The 15,554-nt window shown below is 58.3% G+C and carries 19 protein-coding genes; 17 read left to right on the top strand and 2 right to left on the bottom strand.

Annotated features, from left to right (window positions below; all coding sequences use genetic code 11):
• The first annotated feature begins 30 nt into the window (after positions 1–30).
• The 16 genes from BI292_RS08865 (at position 31) to recX (ending at position 13,369) form a co-directional block, all read left to right on the top strand.
• Positions 31–1,836, top strand: a complete 1,806-nt coding sequence (locus BI292_RS08865; RefSeq protein ID WP_101207647.1) for a phage tail protein — start codon at positions 31–33, stop codon at positions 1,834–1,836.
• Complete coding sequence (locus BI292_RS08860; protein ID WP_101207646.1) at positions 1,823–3,061, top strand: DNA circularization protein; 1,239 nt, start codon at positions 1,823–1,825, stop codon at positions 3,059–3,061. Before BI292_RS08865 ends, BI292_RS08860 begins: the two co-directional genes overlap by 14 nt.
• Positions 3,062–3,064: 3 nt before the next feature.
• Positions 3,065–4,114: a phage baseplate assembly protein gene (locus BI292_RS08855; protein WP_101207645.1), complete on the top strand. Its 1,050-nt coding sequence runs from the start codon at positions 3,065–3,067 to the stop codon at positions 4,112–4,114.
• 136 nt (positions 4,115–4,250) lie between these two features.
• Positions 4,251–4,760 carry a phage baseplate assembly protein V gene (locus tag BI292_RS08850; RefSeq protein WP_101207644.1) on the top strand — a complete coding sequence of 170 codons (510 nt, stop codon included), beginning with the start codon at positions 4,251–4,253 and terminating at the stop codon, positions 4,758–4,760.
• Entirely contained in the window at positions 4,760–5,158 is a 399-nt protein-coding gene (locus BI292_RS08845; protein WP_101207643.1) for a phage GP46 family protein, read from the top strand. The genes BI292_RS08850 and BI292_RS08845 overlap by 1 nt, the downstream gene beginning before the upstream one ends.
• Positions 5,148–6,188, top strand: a complete 1,041-nt coding sequence (locus tag BI292_RS08840; protein WP_101207642.1) for a baseplate J/gp47 family protein — start codon at positions 5,148–5,150, stop codon at positions 6,186–6,188. The genes BI292_RS08845 and BI292_RS08840 overlap by 11 nt, the downstream gene beginning before the upstream one ends.
• Positions 6,179–6,775: a YmfQ family protein gene (locus BI292_RS08835; RefSeq protein WP_101207641.1), complete on the top strand. Its 597-nt coding sequence runs from the start codon at positions 6,179–6,181 to the stop codon at positions 6,773–6,775. Before BI292_RS08840 ends, BI292_RS08835 begins: the two co-directional genes overlap by 10 nt.
• A 172-nt stretch (positions 6,776–6,947) precedes the next feature.
• Positions 6,948–8,051, top strand: a complete 1,104-nt coding sequence (locus tag BI292_RS08830; protein ID WP_101207640.1) for a phage tail protein — start codon at positions 6,948–6,950, stop codon at positions 8,049–8,051.
• 7 nt (positions 8,052–8,058) lie between these two features.
• On the top strand, positions 8,059–8,625 hold the full coding sequence (locus BI292_RS08825; protein WP_101207639.1) for a tail fiber assembly protein: 567 nt from the start codon (positions 8,059–8,061) through the stop codon (positions 8,623–8,625).
• A 37-nt stretch (positions 8,626–8,662) separates the two neighbouring features.
• Positions 8,663–9,871: a carbohydrate-binding protein CenC gene (locus BI292_RS08820; RefSeq protein WP_101207638.1), complete on the top strand. Its 1,209-nt coding sequence runs from the start codon at positions 8,663–8,665 to the stop codon at positions 9,869–9,871.
• 13 nt (positions 9,872–9,884) lie between these two features.
• Positions 9,885–10,082, top strand: coding sequence for a hypothetical protein (locus BI292_RS08815; RefSeq protein ID WP_101207637.1), 198 nt, complete (start codon positions 9,885–9,887; stop codon positions 10,080–10,082).
• 19 nt (positions 10,083–10,101) lie between these two features.
• Positions 10,102–10,665, top strand: a complete 564-nt coding sequence (locus BI292_RS08810) for a glycoside hydrolase family 19 protein (RefSeq protein WP_101207636.1) — start codon at positions 10,102–10,104, stop codon at positions 10,663–10,665.
• A complete protein-coding gene (locus BI292_RS08805; protein WP_101207635.1) occupies positions 10,647–11,177 on the top strand; it encodes a lysis system i-spanin subunit Rz in 531 nt (176 codons plus the stop codon). Before BI292_RS08810 ends, BI292_RS08805 begins: the two co-directional genes overlap by 19 nt.
• A gap of 79 nt (positions 11,178–11,256) precedes the next feature.
• Complete coding sequence (locus tag BI292_RS08800; protein WP_092272319.1) at positions 11,257–11,757, top strand: CinA family protein; 501 nt, start codon at positions 11,257–11,259, stop codon at positions 11,755–11,757.
• A gap of 83 nt (positions 11,758–11,840) precedes the next feature.
• Positions 11,841–12,893, top strand: a complete 1,053-nt coding sequence (recA, locus tag BI292_RS08795) for a recombinase RecA (protein ID WP_092272316.1) — start codon at positions 11,841–11,843, stop codon at positions 12,891–12,893.
• 8 nt (positions 12,894–12,901) lie between these two features.
• Positions 12,902–13,369: a recombination regulator RecX gene (recX, locus tag BI292_RS08790; RefSeq protein WP_092272313.1), complete on the top strand. Its 468-nt coding sequence runs from the start codon at positions 12,902–12,904 to the stop codon at positions 13,367–13,369.
• 51 nt (positions 13,370–13,420) lie between these two features.
• On the opposite strand, the gene BI292_RS08785 is transcribed toward recX, so the two are convergent.
• The gene (locus BI292_RS08785; RefSeq protein ID WP_092272310.1) at positions 13,421–14,539 is read right to left on the bottom strand and encodes a TIGR00730 family Rossman fold protein; all 1,119 of its coding nucleotides are present in this window, start codon (positions 14,537–14,539) and stop codon (positions 13,421–13,423) included.
• Between the two features lie 348 nt (positions 14,540–14,887).
• Between BI292_RS08785 and BI292_RS08780 the strand changes: the two genes are divergently transcribed.
• The gene (locus BI292_RS08780; protein WP_054047053.1) at positions 14,888–15,082 is read left to right on the top strand and encodes a hypothetical protein; all 195 of its coding nucleotides are present in this window, start codon (positions 14,888–14,890) and stop codon (positions 15,080–15,082) included.
• Positions 15,083–15,098: 16 nt separating this feature from the next.
• Here BI292_RS08780 and BI292_RS08775 read toward each other — a convergent pair whose 3' ends face one another.
• The gene (locus BI292_RS08775) at positions 15,099–15,524 is read right to left on the bottom strand and encodes a PA3611 family quorum-sensing-regulated virulence factor (RefSeq protein ID WP_092272307.1); all 426 of its coding nucleotides are present in this window, start codon (positions 15,522–15,524) and stop codon (positions 15,099–15,101) included.
• Between the last annotated feature and the right edge of the window lie 30 nt (positions 15,525–15,554).

Below are 15,554 nucleotides of genomic sequence, written 5' to 3'. Positions count from 1 at the left end.
ACGGATCAATGCGATGCAGCAGGTGCAGTGATGGCAGATGAAGACACGATCAAAAAATCGGTGCTGTTGACCGGCATCGACGAACTCTCGCCCAAGCTCAAAGCCCTTGTCTCGAAGGTCGGCAGCTTTAAAAACAGTTTTGAGCAGGCCGGCCTCGGCAAGCTGGACATCAGTGGCCTGTTCAATGGCGGCAGCGTGATTACGCCCTTCTTGGAGGGAATCAAGGCGTCCGACGCGTTCAAGATTAAATTGGCCGAGGTCAGTGAGTCGGCCAGGCCGGTTGATTTGCCAGGTGCGCCCGAGAGCGCTGCGCAAGAGATGAATATTTTCAGTGCGTCGATGGCCAAAGTTTCGACTTCCATCGACGCCGCGCTGGCACCGGCAGTCGCCACACTGGTGGTCGGTCTTGAGCCTTTGTTGACCGGTGTCGGCAGTTTGCTCAATGACAATCCGAAGCTGGTCGAAGGGCTGGCAGTCGGTGCCATGGCTTTTTCAGCAATGCAAACCGCCGTAGCCGGTGCGACACAGGTTTTTGACCTGATGAACAGCGTGCTCAAGACCAGTCCGATCATGCTGATCGCCTTGGGTGTCGCATTGGCGGCTGGTCTGATAATTGCTAACTGGACGCCGATTTCAGCGTTCTTCACCCAGCTCTGGGACGGCGTGAAAAACCTCGCAACGAAGGCCATGGCGGTGTTGAGTACGGTGTTCAACTGGACGCCGCTCGGCATGTTGATAGCCAACTGGGCGCCGATTGCCGGGTTCTTTTCCGTCATCTGGGCGCGCATCAAGGTGCTGACCTCTTCGGTGGTGGGTTTCCTCAAAACGGCGTTTTCCTGGACGCCTTACGGGATGATCATCGACAACTGGGCCGGGTTGACCGGTTTGTTCTCGGCGACCTGGGAGCTGCTCACGGCCATGACGGTGCCGGTGATCGACTTCCTCAAAGGCCTGTTCGACTGGTCGCCGCTGGGCATGATCCTCAACAACTGGGGAAGCATCACCGGTTTCTTCGGTGCGATCTGGACCACGCTGCAATTGGCGGCCCAGACGATAAAAGACTTATTCGGAACGTTGTTCGATTACTCGCCGCTGGGCACGATCATCAACAACTGGGGCGCTATCAGCGCGTTCCTCGATCCGCTGTGGGCCACGCTGCGAGCCTCGGCGCAAGTGCTCAAAGACTTCTTCATCAGTGTGTTCGAATGGTCGCCGATGACGCAGATTGCGGCGAAATGGCAGCCGATCAGCGAGTTGTTCTCGGCGCTGTGGGGCGTGGTGCAAGCCTTGGCCGCACCAACGCTGGAGTTCTTGCGCGGGATGTTCGAATGGTCGCCGTTGGGACAAATCATCAAGAACTGGGAACCGATCACCGAGTGGTTCAGCGGTCTGTGGAACAAGCTTCAGGACGTCATCGCGCCGATCAAGGAATTGTTTGAAGGTGGCTTCGCGGGCGTGATTGCCAAGGTCACCGGCAAGGTTGAAAGCTTGGCCGAGGCGCAGCAGCAAACCAATACCGAACCTAATGGTGGATTGGCACCGGCGTTTTTTGGCGCCAATGCGAAGCCGTCATCAAGCACGGAGTTGGCGTCCGGCAACTTGGCGCCAACGCCGTCGTTGCTGACGGGCTCCCTTACGCAAAACTCCAGCGCGCTTATCCAGCAAACTGCCGCCAACAACCGCACCCAACTTGAAGGCGGCCTGACCGTGCGCTTTGAAAACGCACCGGCCGGCCTACGCACCGATCAGCCGCAAACCAATCAACCGGCGCTGATGCTCAATTCGCGCATCGGCTATCGCTCACTTTCCCTGGGAGGTTCCAATGAGCTGGCGTGACCGTTTATTGCCGGCGTCCTTTCGGGGCGCTGGTTTCTGGGTCGATCAGGCGAAAACCCCGGTCGGTAAAAAGGGCCAGTTGCACGAATACCCGCAGCGCGATTTACCGTTTTTCGAGAACCTTGGCCAGCAAGCGAAGGTTCACGACCTGACGGCATTCATCGTCGGCGCGGATTGTCTGGAACTGCGCGACAAACTGCTCAAGGCCCTGGAGCAGGGCAGTGGTGAACTGGTTCATCCGTGGTTGGGACGGCTGCAAGTCAAGGTCGGCGAATGCGACATGACCCACACCCGCCAGGACGGCGGACTGGTGACTTTTGCACTGAAGTTTTACCCCGATGAACCGCTGCCATTTCCCACCGCTACCGTCAGCACGCAGCAAATGTTGTTGGTCTCCGCTGACAGTTTTCTGGGGGCGGCGGTGGCGCGTTTCGAAGACGCTATGAGCTTGATCAAAGCCGCGCGCATAGGCATTGCCGACCTGCGCAATAGCATCAAGGAGGTCTACGCAGTCGTACAGCAACAACTGCAGCCGCTGATCGATCAATACCGGCAGATCAGCGACCTGGTCAAAGCGGTCAAGGAGTTACCCAAGGAAGTGGCGGCCGAATTCAAAGGTTTGATCGGCGACATCAAGGAGCTCAAGGACTTCGCCCGTAGCGGCTACCGTGGCGTGATTGCCAACGTTTCCCAACAGGTCGAAGCCATCCGCAAGGCCGACGCTCCGAAGATCACCACCGGCAATGACACCACTGCCGCCGCGCAAGCATTGACCAATCTGGTGCAGGACACGTTGCTGGTACAGGTCGCGCAGTGGGTCGCCGCGATGCCGGTAGCCTCGCGGGCGATCAAGCTCGGGTCCACGCCTTCACTGGAGCAGCAAGCTGCGCAACCGGTACAGCGCCAAGCCGTGCCGGTGGCCGACGATGTGCTGGCGTTGCGCGCGGCGCTTGAGGAGGCAATCCAGCAAGCATCGAACAAAGCCGATCCGGCCCATTATCAAGCCATGACGGACCTGCGTCACAAGCTCAGCGCGCACCTGACGGCCGTTGCGTCGTCGGGTGTCAGGCTGGTCAGCAAGTCGTTTCAAGAGAGCTTTCCAGCGCTGGTGGTTGCCTTTAAGCAGTTGGGCGATGCGACGCGAGTGGAGGAGGTGACCCAGCGCAATGGCATTGTCCACCCCGGTTTCTCCCCGCCCAATGACCTGAAACTCTCCGGGGAGTAAGGCATGAGTGAATTGGATAACAAAGTCACTTTGACCGTTGATGGACTGGAATACGGCGGCTGGAAAAGCGTGCAAATCATCGCGGATCTGGAGCGTCAATTCCGCACGTTCAAGCTCGACATTACCTGGCAGTGGCCGGGGCAGACGCAGGTGCGCCGGATTCAACCCGGTGCGCCATGTGAGGTGCGTATCGGCAGTGAACTGGTCCTTACCGGATACGTGTTCAAGGCACCGATCAGCTATGACGGCAGGCAAATCAGCCTGAGCGTCGAAGGCAGTTCGAAAACCCAGGACCTGGTGGACTGCGCCGCCATCAACCGTCCAAACCAATGGCACCAGCAACCATTGCTGAGCATCGTCGAGGCGCTGGCATCCTCGTACTCGGTATTCGTCACCAGTGAAATTACCGAAACCGCCCGGCTCGGCAGTCACACCATCGTGCCGGGGGAAACGGTCTTCCAGTCCATTGATCGATTGCTGACGTTGTTTCGCGTGTTTTCTACTGATGACGCTCAGGGCCGGGTGGTTCTGGCGCGACCCGGAAGCGGTGGGCGGGCCAGTGATGGTCTGGAACTGGGCAAAAACATTCTCTCGGCCAACGCGCCAATGGATTACAGCCAAGTGTTTGCCGAATACCGGGTAATCGGTCAGCAAAAAGGCAATGACCTGAAGAGTGGGGCGGCCGTCAGCGAAGTCGAGGCGATCGCGAGCGATCTTGGCTACAAACGCAAGCGGGTGACGGTGATCAATGAAGGCATGCAGATCACTCCTGAACTGGCATTGCAACGGGCCAGATGGGAGGCCGGGACTCGCGCCGGCAAGGCGTTAACCAGCACTTATCAGGTGCAGGGCTGGCGCCAGGCCAATGGTGATTTGTGGCGTCACAACACGCTGGTCAAGGTCAAGGATCCGGTGCTGGAAGTGGATGGCGACATGCTGATTTCCAAAGTCACGTATGCGCTTTCGGCGCAGGGCTCAGTAACCACTCTGCAAGTTGCACCGCCATACACCTTCGACGCCAATCCGACGCCGCCCAAGAAAACTTCAGGTTGACGCTCAAACATGTGGGAGCGAGCTTGCTCAGGAGGACAGCAGCACTTTCAACATCTATAACGCGTGACCCACCGCCATCGCAAGCAAGCTCGCTCCCACACTTGATCGCATTCAGCCTGAACCTGAAGGAAACCCAATGAGCCTACTGACACGCCTCCTGGCGCGCGGCACTGTCGTGCTCGCCAACTCGGCCACCAAGTTGCAATCGCTGCAGATGCGCCTCACCGCCGGCGAAGTGAACGACGAAATGGAACACTTCGAACCCTACGGTTTCACTAGCAATCCACTGGCCGGGGCTGAAGGCATTGCTACGTTTCTGGGCGGCGATCGCTCCCACGCTATCGTTCTAGTAGTTGCTGATCGACGTTACCGCCTCAAGGCTCTGGCTCAGGGTGAAGTGGCGATTTACACCGACGAAGGCGACCGGATTCACTTCAAGCGCGGGCGAATCATCGACATCCAGACCGCGACCCTTAACATCCGCGCCAGCAGCGCAGTGAACATCGACACACCGACCCTGACCCAGACAGGCCAAATCATCTCACAAGGCGACCAAGTCGCAGGCGGTATCAGCCAGATCAAGCACGTGCACGTCGGCGTGCAGGCGGGCAACGGGCAGACCGGCATGCCGGCGGGAGGCCATTGATGTTCATCAGTCAAAACCTGCATGCCGCGCTGACCCGCGCGGTGCTGATCAGCCTATTCACTTGGCGCCGCGCCGCCGCTGACGATGGCCTTGATGACGAGGAACGTTTCGGCTGGTGGGGCGACACTTTTCCTACCGTCGCCGACGATCGCATCGGTTCGCGGCTGTGGCTGTTGCGCCGGGTCAAGTTGACGCGGCAAACGCAGATGGACGCCGAGTTCTATGCCCGCGAAGCGCTGCAGTGGCTGATCGACGATGGTCACTGCCGCGCCATCGACATCATCAGCGAACGCCTCGACACCCAGCGCCTGAACCTGCGCACGTTTCTGACCCTGGCCGATGGCGAGCGCCTGGACATCAATCCTGATAACAGTTGGCAGGTGATCTATGCCGTTTGAAACCCCTACGCTGCCGGTGCTGATCAAGCGCACCCAAAGCGACCTGGCCAGCGATTCGCTGCGCCAGTCCGATGCGCAAGTTTTGGCCCGCACCCTCGGTGGCGCAGCCTATGGCCTGTATGGCTATCTCGACTGGATTGCCGAGCAGATCCTCCCGGACAAGGCCGACGAATCGACCCTGGAACGGATCGCTGCATTGCGTTTGAACCAGCCACGCAAAGCGGCGCAAGCCGCCAGTGGCCAAGTCAGCTTTACTGCAAACGCCGGTGCGGTGCTGGATGTCGACACGCTGCTGCAATCGAGTGACGGTCGCACCTACAAAGTCACCGCGTCGCGTACTACTAGCAACGGCATCAACAGCACCGCGATCGCCGCGCTCGATGCCGGAAGTCTGGGCAATGCTGATCCAGGTATAACGCTCATTCCGGTGCAGCCGATCCAGGGAATCGCTGGCAACAGTTTCACTGTGCTGGCGCCAGGCCTGATCGGCGGTGTGGCCCGTGAAAGTCTTGAATCGCTGCGCTCGCGAGTGATCAGTTCCTATCGCATCATCCCTCACGGCGGCTCGGCGCAAGACTACGAAACCTGGGCGCTGGAGTGCACTGGTGTTACCCGTGCATGGTGTCGCGGCACCTACTCGAAACTGGGTATCGTCAATTTGTACATCATGCGCGACGACGATCCGCAACCGGTGCCCAATCCGGCGCAATTGGCTGAAGTCCAGGCCTACATCGAACCGTTGCGACCGGTGACAGCGGAGTTACATGTGCTTGCGCCGATCCAGGTGCCCGTTGTCTACACACTGAGCCTCACACCGGACACGACGGCGGTGCGCGCAGCCGTAGAAGCGCAGCTGCGCGACTTGCACAACCGTGAGGCCGGTCTCGGTGACACCTTGCTGATCAGTCATATCCGCGAAGCGATCAGCAGCGCTACCGGTGAGAGCGACCACACGCTGACGTCGCCCACTGCCGATGTCGATTCGGCCGTCAACCAGTTGCTGACGTTCGGAGGTTGCGTATGGGCCTGAGAACCGCCGCGCAATATCACGCGCAACTGCGCCACTTACTACCTAGCGGTCCGGCGTGGGACCCCGAGCAGGTTCCGGAACTGGAAGAGGTGCTCGTAGGTATCGCCGAGGAATTGTCACGCCTTGACGCTCGCGCCTCTGAGTTGCTCAACGAAATGGATCCGGCCGGCGTCAGCGAACTGGTGCCCGATTGGGAGCGGGTGATGAACCTGCCCGACCCATGCCTTGGCGCCACCCCGTTGTTCGACGACCGGCGCCTCGCCGTGCGCCGTCGTTTGCTCGCCGTCGGCAGCCAGGCCATCGGTTATTACGTCGAAATTGCCCGCACGCAGGGTTATCCGAACGCCACCATCAGTGAACTCGAAGCGCCGCGAATGGGCCGCTCTCGGTTTGGCGTGGCGCACTTCGGTACGTGGCAAGCACAGTTCATGTGGACCCTCAACACGGGTGGTCGGCTACTGCTGGGTCGCCGTTTTGGTGCCAGTTATTGGGGGGAGCGCTTTGGCATGAACCCGGGCTCGGCGCTGGAATGCCTGATTCAACGCAGCGCACCTGCACACACCAGGGTGCACATTAATTATGACTAGCGGGCCGTGCCAAGCTCCGGCAATGCTGTAGTGAAAGGGCCCGGCTCAGGAAGACCTTAACCAATCATCATTTCAGAACGCCCACCCATCGGTGGGCGTTTTCTTTCATACATGACCTGCTGCGCTGTTTTGCCAATGGCTGTGCATGGCTTAATTACAGGGAACACCCACTATGGATTATCCAAAAAGCGTCCCCAGTGTCGGACTGGTGAATGGACGGTTCGTCGATGAAAACCCGGTCGCAGGTTCGCCCGGCTCGTTGATACCCGCGGTTTGGGGCAACGCTGTTACGCAAGAGATTTTGAATGTTGTAGCGGGCGCCGGGATGGCTGCCTCGGAAGCGGACAATGGTCAACTGCTGAAAGCGATCCAGGCAATCATTGCCGTGACTACTCCCACGCGATCGGTGGTGACGCGTATCGCGGCCTCGAAAATGCTGACGCCGGAGGAACTCGGTCTGGTATTGATCGACGCCAGCCCGGGGGCCGCCACCGTGGTACTGCCTCCCGCCAATCTGGCCATGGGCGTGCGCGATGTAATCGTCCGACGTGTAGACAACAGCGGTAGTCGCCTGGTGGTCCAGGCTGACGGCACTGATCGGATCAGATTTCATACCCATCTTTCAGCCGTTGGCTACCCATTTCTAGTGTTAATGGGCGGTGGTGACTGGTGGCATTTGCGTAGCGATGGCGTGGGTAGTTGGTGGCCGGTGGGCCGTCTGGACGGATCTGCCCTGGGACGCCAAGTGTTCGAAACCACGCTGCAAATCAACCCCGGGGGCTATGGCGCTCTCAATGGCAATGTCCTTGTACGTAGCGAATGGCCTTGGTTATGGGACCACGCGCAAGCATCAGGTGCGTTGACGACGGAGGCGGCGAGAGGTGGCAGGGAGGGTGGCTGGACCACTGCAGATGGCGCGTTGAACTTCAGACTTCCGGAGGTGCGAGGGGAGTTTCTTCGAGTGCTTGACGAGTCACGAGGCTTGGATCCGGCGCGAGCGCTGGGCAGCAACCAGCTTCACTCGCTGCAGAAACATAACCATTTTCTCCCCACCGGCACGACCAGCTCAGTCAGTCCGGCCTCAAGTATTCCTGACGGGATATGGGATGTGGGGCATGACGTTAATTACAGCCCAACCGGTACCACCATCGCTACGACTTATCCTAATCCCGCCTTCAATGCCGGAGCCGACGTCGATATAGGCACCATCGGGACTTTCACAACTGAAACCCGCCCTCGAAACATTGCCTATCCGGGCCGAATCAAGTTGATCTGAGGTACTTATGTTTAATTATTTGATCGATAAAAGCGGCGCCTTGGTCGGCCCTGTCGAGTTTCCGGTAGTGCCGGGCATGGGCGTGCAGTTACCCAGCAATGCAGTCTCGTTGGGAATCGAATTAGCCGAGGCGCCAGGGGACCATACATGGGCGTTCGTCGACGGTGCACTGAAGCTCCAAGCCGATTATCGAGGTGATGTATATCGCACGGATACGGGGTTCAGAGAAACTTGGGTAGAACTGGGTGATTTGCCAAGCGGCTATACAACTCAGGTTTTTCCGGGCGCTTATCACTGTTGGGCTAATGATACTTGGATGCTAGATGAGGCAGCCAGACTCGCTGATCTCCAGCGACAAGTATTGGTGAAACGCGATGATTTACTGCGCGAGGCAGTTCTGCGCATCGCTCCCCTTCAATACGCTGACGATATCGGCGACGCCACTGACGATGAGCAACTGGCCCTGATGGAGTGGAAGCTCTATAGCGTCGAGTTGAATCGCATCGAGAAACAGGCGGATTACCCTGCTGAGATCGCCTGGCCAACCTCACCCCTGTCGGTCACCCATCCATAAACCGGTGCGGGATGGCTTTTAACCAAGGAAAAAATAGATGGATTATCCAAAGAGTGTTCCCAGCGCGGGACTCGTTGACGGGCGATTTGTCGATGAAGATCCGGTGGCGGGCAAGCCTGGCTCGCTGATCCCGGCTCGTTGGGGTAATGCCGTTACGGAGGAAATTCGCAACGCCATTACGGAGGCAGGTTTGACGCCGAAGGAAGATCTGAATAGCCAACTTGCAATGGCCATTCGGCAACTGTCAAAACCGGATCCATTGCAACTTTACCCCTTGCAGGTGTACCGAAAAAACGTCCTTATCAACGGTGGTTTTGATATCTGGCAGCGCGGATCGTCAAATCTTGCGCCCAACGTCGGCGGCTACATTGCGGATCGTTTTCGGTGTGACTGGAACGGCAACGCGGGCGTGAACATCGCCCGGCAAAATTTTTCGTTGGGGCAGACCGAAGTTCCCAATGAGCCTAGGCATTTCCTGCGCTGGCAGCAAATAATCGCTGGCTCCGGCGCGACAATTCACCAGATATCACAAAGTATCGAATCGGTAAGAACGCTGGCAGGCAGCGTCGCCACTCTCTCGTTCTGGGCGAAGTCTGATGCGCCTCGCCCATTGAACGTATCTATAGCTCAGAACTTCGGGCCCGGTGGGTCGGCTGCTGTCGCCATAAACGTAGGCAGCTTTGAACTGACCACGTCCTGGGCTCGGTATACATCGACTTTTCAGGTTCCATCACTGGCCGGAAAGATGCTGAGTACTGTGGATAACGACTTTCTGCGACTGGCATTCAATCTGCCGTTAAATGCTTTACAGACCGTCGACCTAGCGCAGATTCAACTTGAAGCAGGGCCCGTGTCCACGCCATACGAGTATCAGCCCGTCACGCAACAGTTAATCAGCTGTCAGCGATATTTCGAGAAGTCTTTCAATTCCGGACTTGCGATACAGGCGGGGAATGGCACCGTTACGTCTCAAGCGACCTTCAGTCAGGTCGTTGGCGCTAACAGTCGGCAGTCCGGAATCAACATTCCATTTTTTGTGCAAAAAAGGGCTCAAGCAACTGTCTCGATATTCTCTCCGGGTGATAACAGCAACCAAGTCTGGAATCAGTCAATTGCCAAGGCATGTACGGAAACGGCCGTCCAGGGCTACACAAATCGCAGCGTTGCTTTCACTACGGTAACAGCCGTTGGTAGTGCTACTGGGCATACATTGCAAATCGAGTGGACTGCGGACGCAGAACTTTAGGAGAGCGTAAAGCATGAGTTATCAGTTGACCGTTAGTGGTGTCGTTCGCGTTTCTGACTTGGCTTTTATTCCTTCAGACCCGGCTAACCGTGACTGGGCCGATTATCTGAACTGGGTTGCATTGGGCGGTGAGGTTCAGCCGTTGCATTCGCCGCCAGAAAGTCAGGTATCTGATGAAGGCGTACTCGCTTTTTTGAAACGAATGGTTTGACCAACAAAGTGGCGACCCTATGAATGTCACGACGCAACAATTACAAAACATCATGCCCAACGCCCGCACCCAAGCGGGCGTTTTCATTTCCGCCCTCAACACCGCCATGACCCACCGCAACATCAACACGCCGAAACGCATCGCCGCGTTCCTCGCGCAGGTCGGCCACGAGTCGGGGCAGTTGCAGTACGTGCGGGAGTTGGGCAGCGACCAATACCTGAGCAAGTACGACACCGGCAGCCTCGCCGCGCGTTTGGGCAATACCCCGCAGGCGGATGGCGACGGCCAGAAGTACCGCGGCCGTGGGCTGATTCAGATCACCGGACGCGATAACTACCGAACCTGCAGTCTTGGCTTGTTCGGCGATGATCGTTTGCTGTTTATCCCCGAGCTGTTGGAAAAACCGCAATGGGCCGCAGAATCCGCCGCGTGGTTCTGGGAGCAGAAAGGCTTGAACGAACTGGCTGATCGCGACCAGTTCAACAGCATCACGCGGCGGATCAACGGTGGTCTCAACGGGCTCGAGGATCGCCTGCAATTGTGGGCGCGGGCGAGGGCGCTGTTATGCCAGCCTTCGGCATGACGTCCTGGCGAGTGATTGGGATTGTGCTGTTGGTGGCTGTGTTGGCGGGTGTTGCGGCGGCGCTGGCCTGGCAGGTTCAGGATTGGCGGTTTGGCCGGCAACTGGCGGAGCAGGCCAGATTGCACGCTGAAACGCTGAGTCAATTGAGCGAAGCAACGGCGACTCAGCAACGGGCCGAGCAGGCTAGACGCCAGGCTCTGGAGCAACGTTTGTCGGCCAGTGAGCAAACCCATTATCGAGTGCTAAGCGATGCCCAACGTGATCAGGATCGCTTGCGCGATCGTCTTGCTACTGCTGATGTGCGCCTGTCAGTCCTTCTCGACGCCAGCGACGTCGCCGCCCATTGCGCAATGCCCGCCGCCACCGGCGCCGGCGGCGTGGATCATGGCGCCGCACGCGCCCGACTTGACCCGGCGCATGCTCAACGAATTATCGCCATCACCGACGCCGGCGACCGCGGATTGATCGCCTTGCAGGCGTGTCAGGCGTATGTCAAAGCCTTGGATCGCTAACATTTGGACCCATGCTGCGGCTTGCAAGCGGCATTTGCTCGTGTACGGTGGTCCCATTGCGCTCGATCAGGAGAGGACTGTGAAAGAAATCACCCAGCTGGCCGCTGAACTTGGCAGACGCCTGCAGGTTCTCAATGCTCATGTCACCACTGCCGAATCGTGCACCGGTGGCGGGATTGCCGAGGCGATCACGCGTATTCCCGGGAGCTCGGCATGGTTTGAGGCCGGCTACGTGACGTACTCCAACCGACAGAAAACCGCACAATTGAATGTCCCCGAGGCGTTGTTTGAATCGGTGGGGGCGGTCAGTCGCGAGGTGGTCGAGGCCATGGTGGTTGGCGCGCAGGGCAAAAGTCATGCGCATTTTGCCGTGGCGGTCAGCGGTGTCGCGGGGCCGGATGGCGGCTCGGCGAGCAAGCCGGTGGGCACGGTCTGGCTGGCCTGGGGTGTCGGCGATGCGGTTTTCAGTGAGGTCCAGCACTTTGCCGGCAACCGCGACGAGGTCCGCCGACAAACGGTGAAGGCCGCGCTAGAGGGGCTGCTGCGCCACGCCGCCGGAGAAATCTCAAATCAGGGGTAGGCGATCCTCAAACGCTGTGGAATAATACTGGCTACTTATACAGGTGTTGGCCGTCAGGCCTTATTGATTACGTGAGGACTTTAATGGACGACAACAAGAAGAAAGCCTTGGCTGCGGCCCTGGGTCAGATCGAACGTCAATTCGGCAAGGGTGCCGTGATGCGTATGGGCGATCAAGACCGTCAGGCGATCCCGGCTATTTCCACTGGCTCTCTGGGTCTGGACATCGCGCTCGGCATTGGCGGCCTGCCAAAAGGTCGAATCGTCGAGATCTACGGTCCTGAATCCTCCGGTAAAACCACACTGACGCTGTCCGTGATCGCCCAGGCCCAGAAAGCCGGCGCGACCTGCGCATTCGTCGACGCCGAACACGCACTCGACCCTGAGTACGCTGGCAAACTGGGCGTCAACGTCGACGACCTGCTGGTTTCCCAGCCGGACACCGGCGAGCAGGCCCTGGAAATCACCGACATGCTGGTGCGTTCCAACGCGGTTGACGTGATCATCGTCGACTCCGTTGCTGCACTGGTGCCGAAGGCTGAAATCGAAGGCGAAATGGGTGACATGCACGTCGGCCTGCAAGCCCGTCTGATGTCCCAGGCGCTGCGTAAAATCACCGGTAACATCAAGAACGCCAACTGCCTGGTTATCTTCATCAACCAGATCCGGATGAAAATCGGCGTGATGTTCGGCAGCCCGGAAACCACCACCGGTGGTAACGCGCTGAAGTTCTACGCCTCGGTTCGTCTGGACATCCGCCGTACTGGCGCGGTGAAAGAAGGTGACGAGGTTGTTGGTAGCGAAACCCGCGTCAAGGTTGTGAAGAACAAGGTTGCTTCGCCGTTCCGTCAGGCCGAGTTCCAGATTCTTTACGGCAAAGGCATCTACCTCAACGGTGAGATGATCGACCTCGGTGTGCTGCACGGTTTCGTCGAGAAGTCCGGCGCCTGGTATGCCTACAACGGCACCAAGATCGGTCAGGGCAAGGCCAACTCGGCCAAGTACCTGGCAGAAAATCCGGACATCGCCGCAACGCTCGAGAAGCAACTGCGTGACAAGCTGCTGAGCCCGGCACCGGACGTCAAGGCATCGCCAGCCAAAGCGACTGCTGATGACCTGGCTGACGCTGATATCTGATTGATCCGATGACCGCCGTACTCGATACACTCGTCGCGGTGCGGCGAACCGCCATGGACCTGCTCGCCCGACGCGAGCACGGTCGAGTCGAGCTGACGCGTAAACTGCGTCAGCGCGGCGCTCTCCCTGAAATGATCGACACCGCGCTCGACCGGCTGACGGAAGAGGGCTTGCTCTCCGAATCCCGCTACCTCGAAAGCTTTGTCTCCTACCGAGCCCGTTCCGGCTATGGGCCGTTGCGGATCCGCGAAGAACTCAGCCAACGCGGCCTGCAGCGTCCTGACATCGAACTCGCATTACGCGAGAGCGGTATCAATTGGCAGGAACAGTTGGAAGACACCTGGCGTCGCAAGTTTGCCGGGCACCTGCCGATCGACATGCGTGAACGTGCCAAGCAAGGGCGTTTCCTCAGCTATCGGGGGTTTTCCATGGAGATGATCAGCCGCTTGTTCAGCGGTCGAGGAGTCGACGATTAAATGAAAACGGCCCGCTATTTCGATAGCGGGCCGTTTTTTTTTGCCTGTCGTTTAGCTCACGTTGGACGGTTCCCGCGAACGCTGTTGCGCTTGGGGTTGGGGCTGCTCCCAGTTTTCCGGCAGATTGATGTAATCCACCAGTTCGCGCAGGCGCCCGTGGTCACGGGCATTGAAGGTGAAAGCCAGCCGCGCCAGATGGCTGAACTGCGGATCATCGTGCTCTTCGCCGGCATAAACGTGCTGATGGAAATGATCGCTCAGGCACAAATCGGCAAATGCCGTTTGCATCTCTTCGAGCGCATCTTCGCTGAGTTGATGATTCATGCGGATCACAAACTGCTTTTTGAGCCAGCGGCTGGAGTGGAAGTTGCTGTAGAACCGGTTGATCTCGGCCACCGCCTCTTCGGCGCTGTAGACCAGGCTGACCAGCTTCAAATCCGTGGGCAGGATGTACCGGTTGTCCGCCAGTTGATGCTGGATAAAATCCAGCGCGCCTTGCCAGAACGTGCCACCCGGCACATCCAGCAACACCACCGGGACCAAGGGGCTTTTGCCCGTCTGGATCAAGGTCAGCACTTCCAGCGCTTCGTCCAGCGTGCCGAAGCCGCCGGGACATAAAACCAGCGCATCAGCCTCTTTGACGAAGAACAGCTTGCGGGTAAAGAAGAAGTGGAAGGACAGCAGATTGGTCGTGCCTTGCACCGTCGGGTTGGCATGTTGCTCGAAGGGCAGGGTGATATTGAAACCCAGGCTGTGCTCCCGACCGGCGCCTTCATGGGCGGCGGCCATGATCCCGCCGCCGGCACCGGTGATCACCATCAGGTCCGAGCGTGCAATCGCAGCGCCGAGTTCGCGGGCCATGCCGTACAGCGGATGTTCAATCGGTGTGCGCGCCGAGCCGAAAACCGTGACTTTGCGACGTCCCTTGAACTGTTCCAGCACACGAAAGGCGTGCTCCAGTTCGCGCAGGGCTTGCAGGGTGATCTTGGCGTTCCAGCGGTTGTGATCTTCCTGGGCCATGCGTAGCACAGTCAGGATCATGTCGCGGTAAATCGGAATATTGGGGCTGTTCGGTGAAACCAGCTTGAGTTGCTCTTCGACCTTGCTGATGAGGTCGTGGCCGCTTTCTTCAAAATGACGGCTGAGGAGGTCATTCGGTAGGTAAGGCATTCAACTTCTCCTTGCATGCAGGCTGTGGTTTTTCCAGTGCATGGAAAAAACCTTCGCAACAAATACACAACGGGCCGCTCCTTTTCGGCCTTCAATACAGTGTGAATAGATTAAATCTAGTCCCTCGAGGGCGATTGCGCTGGGTTGATCATTGCGCCGCAAAGTCTTTCCTGGCAACCGCTTATTAACGAATCCCAAGGTGGTTTCGCCGCTCGTCTGAACGTGGTCCCAGTGGCTGTGGCTCTGATTTACTAAGTTACAGGTGTGACACGACAACTTTGCGTCAACGACAACACGCAAGGTTCACGCAATTCAGGGATCAGAGGGTGTGCAGGGAGGCGGGAAGCCATGGCCAGATTGATTCTGGAGATCGATGCGCAACTGTATCGATTATTGAAATCGTCAGCCGAGACCAATCATTTGAGTCTTGAAGAGGAGTGCTGTCGGCGTCTGGGCGGCGGTGAGCGCCGGTCGCGCTATTTGCAGGCATTGTTGGCAGAATTGCGCGCCGAGGATGAACAACGGCGCGCCAATTCTCGATAACTGCTGCTTCCGATAATTACTTCTTCTTCGCCGGACCGGCTTTCGGGCAATCGGATTCCTGATAGCTGGCAGAGCCGACGTTGCGGTTGGTCTTCACTTCGGTGAAGTCGTAACGCATCACCGCGCCTTTGGCCATCAGTTTGCGGAACGATGGATTGTTGCAGACCGAGGCGCCCAGCTGGAAATACACGGCTTTGGGGTCAGCGCGCATTTTGTCGGCATGGCTGCTTTGCACGCTCAGGTGGTTGATCAGCGTAGTGCCTTCAACGGTGTAGCCCTGATCAAGAATGTCTTCGTTGATTGCCCGTGGCGTGCCGACGCTGCTCTGTGCGGCGACGTTGCGCAGTTCTCGACTGAGATTTTGCTCACTCAAGGAAGCAGCTTGAGCGCTGAAGGACGACGCCAGCAAAACGGCAGCGGTGGGAACGATAAGGCGCAGCATGAAACTCTCCTGGTTCAGTGACTGGTGATT

The organism is Pseudomonas sp. 43NM1, assembly GCF_002836905.1.
Lineage (GTDB): Bacteria > Pseudomonadota > Gammaproteobacteria > Pseudomonadales > Pseudomonadaceae > Aquipseudomonas > Aquipseudomonas prosekii.
This window is presented reverse-complemented; position numbering and strand designations above follow the sequence as displayed.

Bases quoted from the DNA above. Each gene is read 5' to 3' on its own strand.
- BI292_RS08865 (WP_101207647.1), top strand. From the start codon at position 31: ATGGCAGATGAAGACACGATCAAAAAATCGGTGCTGTTGACCGGCATC.
- BI292_RS08860 (WP_101207646.1), top strand. From the start codon at position 1,823: ATGAGCTGGCGTGACCGTTTATTGCCGGCGTCCTTTCGGGGCGCTGGT.
- BI292_RS08855 (WP_101207645.1), top strand. From the start codon at position 3,065: ATGAGTGAATTGGATAACAAAGTCACTTTGACCGTTGATGGACTGGAA.
- BI292_RS08850 (WP_101207644.1), top strand. From the start codon at position 4,251: ATGAGCCTACTGACACGCCTCCTGGCGCGCGGCACTGTCGTGCTCGCC.
- BI292_RS08845 (WP_101207643.1), top strand. From the start codon at position 4,760: ATGTTCATCAGTCAAAACCTGCATGCCGCGCTGACCCGCGCGGTGCTG.
- BI292_RS08840 (WP_101207642.1), top strand. From the start codon at position 5,148: ATGCCGTTTGAAACCCCTACGCTGCCGGTGCTGATCAAGCGCACCCAA.
- BI292_RS08835 (WP_101207641.1), top strand. From the start codon at position 6,179: ATGGGCCTGAGAACCGCCGCGCAATATCACGCGCAACTGCGCCACTTA.
- BI292_RS08830 (WP_101207640.1), top strand. From the start codon at position 6,948: ATGGATTATCCAAAAAGCGTCCCCAGTGTCGGACTGGTGAATGGACGG.
- BI292_RS08825 (WP_101207639.1), top strand. From the start codon at position 8,059: ATGTTTAATTATTTGATCGATAAAAGCGGCGCCTTGGTCGGCCCTGTC.
- BI292_RS08820 (WP_101207638.1), top strand. From the start codon at position 8,663: ATGGATTATCCAAAGAGTGTTCCCAGCGCGGGACTCGTTGACGGGCGA.
- BI292_RS08815 (WP_101207637.1), top strand. From the start codon at position 9,885: ATGAGTTATCAGTTGACCGTTAGTGGTGTCGTTCGCGTTTCTGACTTG.
- BI292_RS08810 (WP_101207636.1), top strand. From the start codon at position 10,102: ATGAATGTCACGACGCAACAATTACAAAACATCATGCCCAACGCCCGC.
- BI292_RS08805 (WP_101207635.1), top strand. From the start codon at position 10,647: ATGCCAGCCTTCGGCATGACGTCCTGGCGAGTGATTGGGATTGTGCTG.
- recA (WP_092272316.1), top strand. From the start codon at position 11,841: ATGGACGACAACAAGAAGAAAGCCTTGGCTGCGGCCCTGGGTCAGATC.
- recX (WP_092272313.1), top strand. From the start codon at position 12,902: ATGACCGCCGTACTCGATACACTCGTCGCGGTGCGGCGAACCGCCATG.
- BI292_RS08785 (WP_092272310.1), bottom strand. From the start codon at position 14,539: ATGCCTTACCTACCGAATGACCTCCTCAGCCGTCATTTTGAAGAAAGC.
- BI292_RS08780 (WP_054047053.1), top strand. From the start codon at position 14,888: ATGGCCAGATTGATTCTGGAGATCGATGCGCAACTGTATCGATTATTG.
- BI292_RS08775 (WP_092272307.1), bottom strand. From the start codon at position 15,524: ATGCTGCGCCTTATCGTTCCCACCGCTGCCGTTTTGCTGGCGTCGTCC.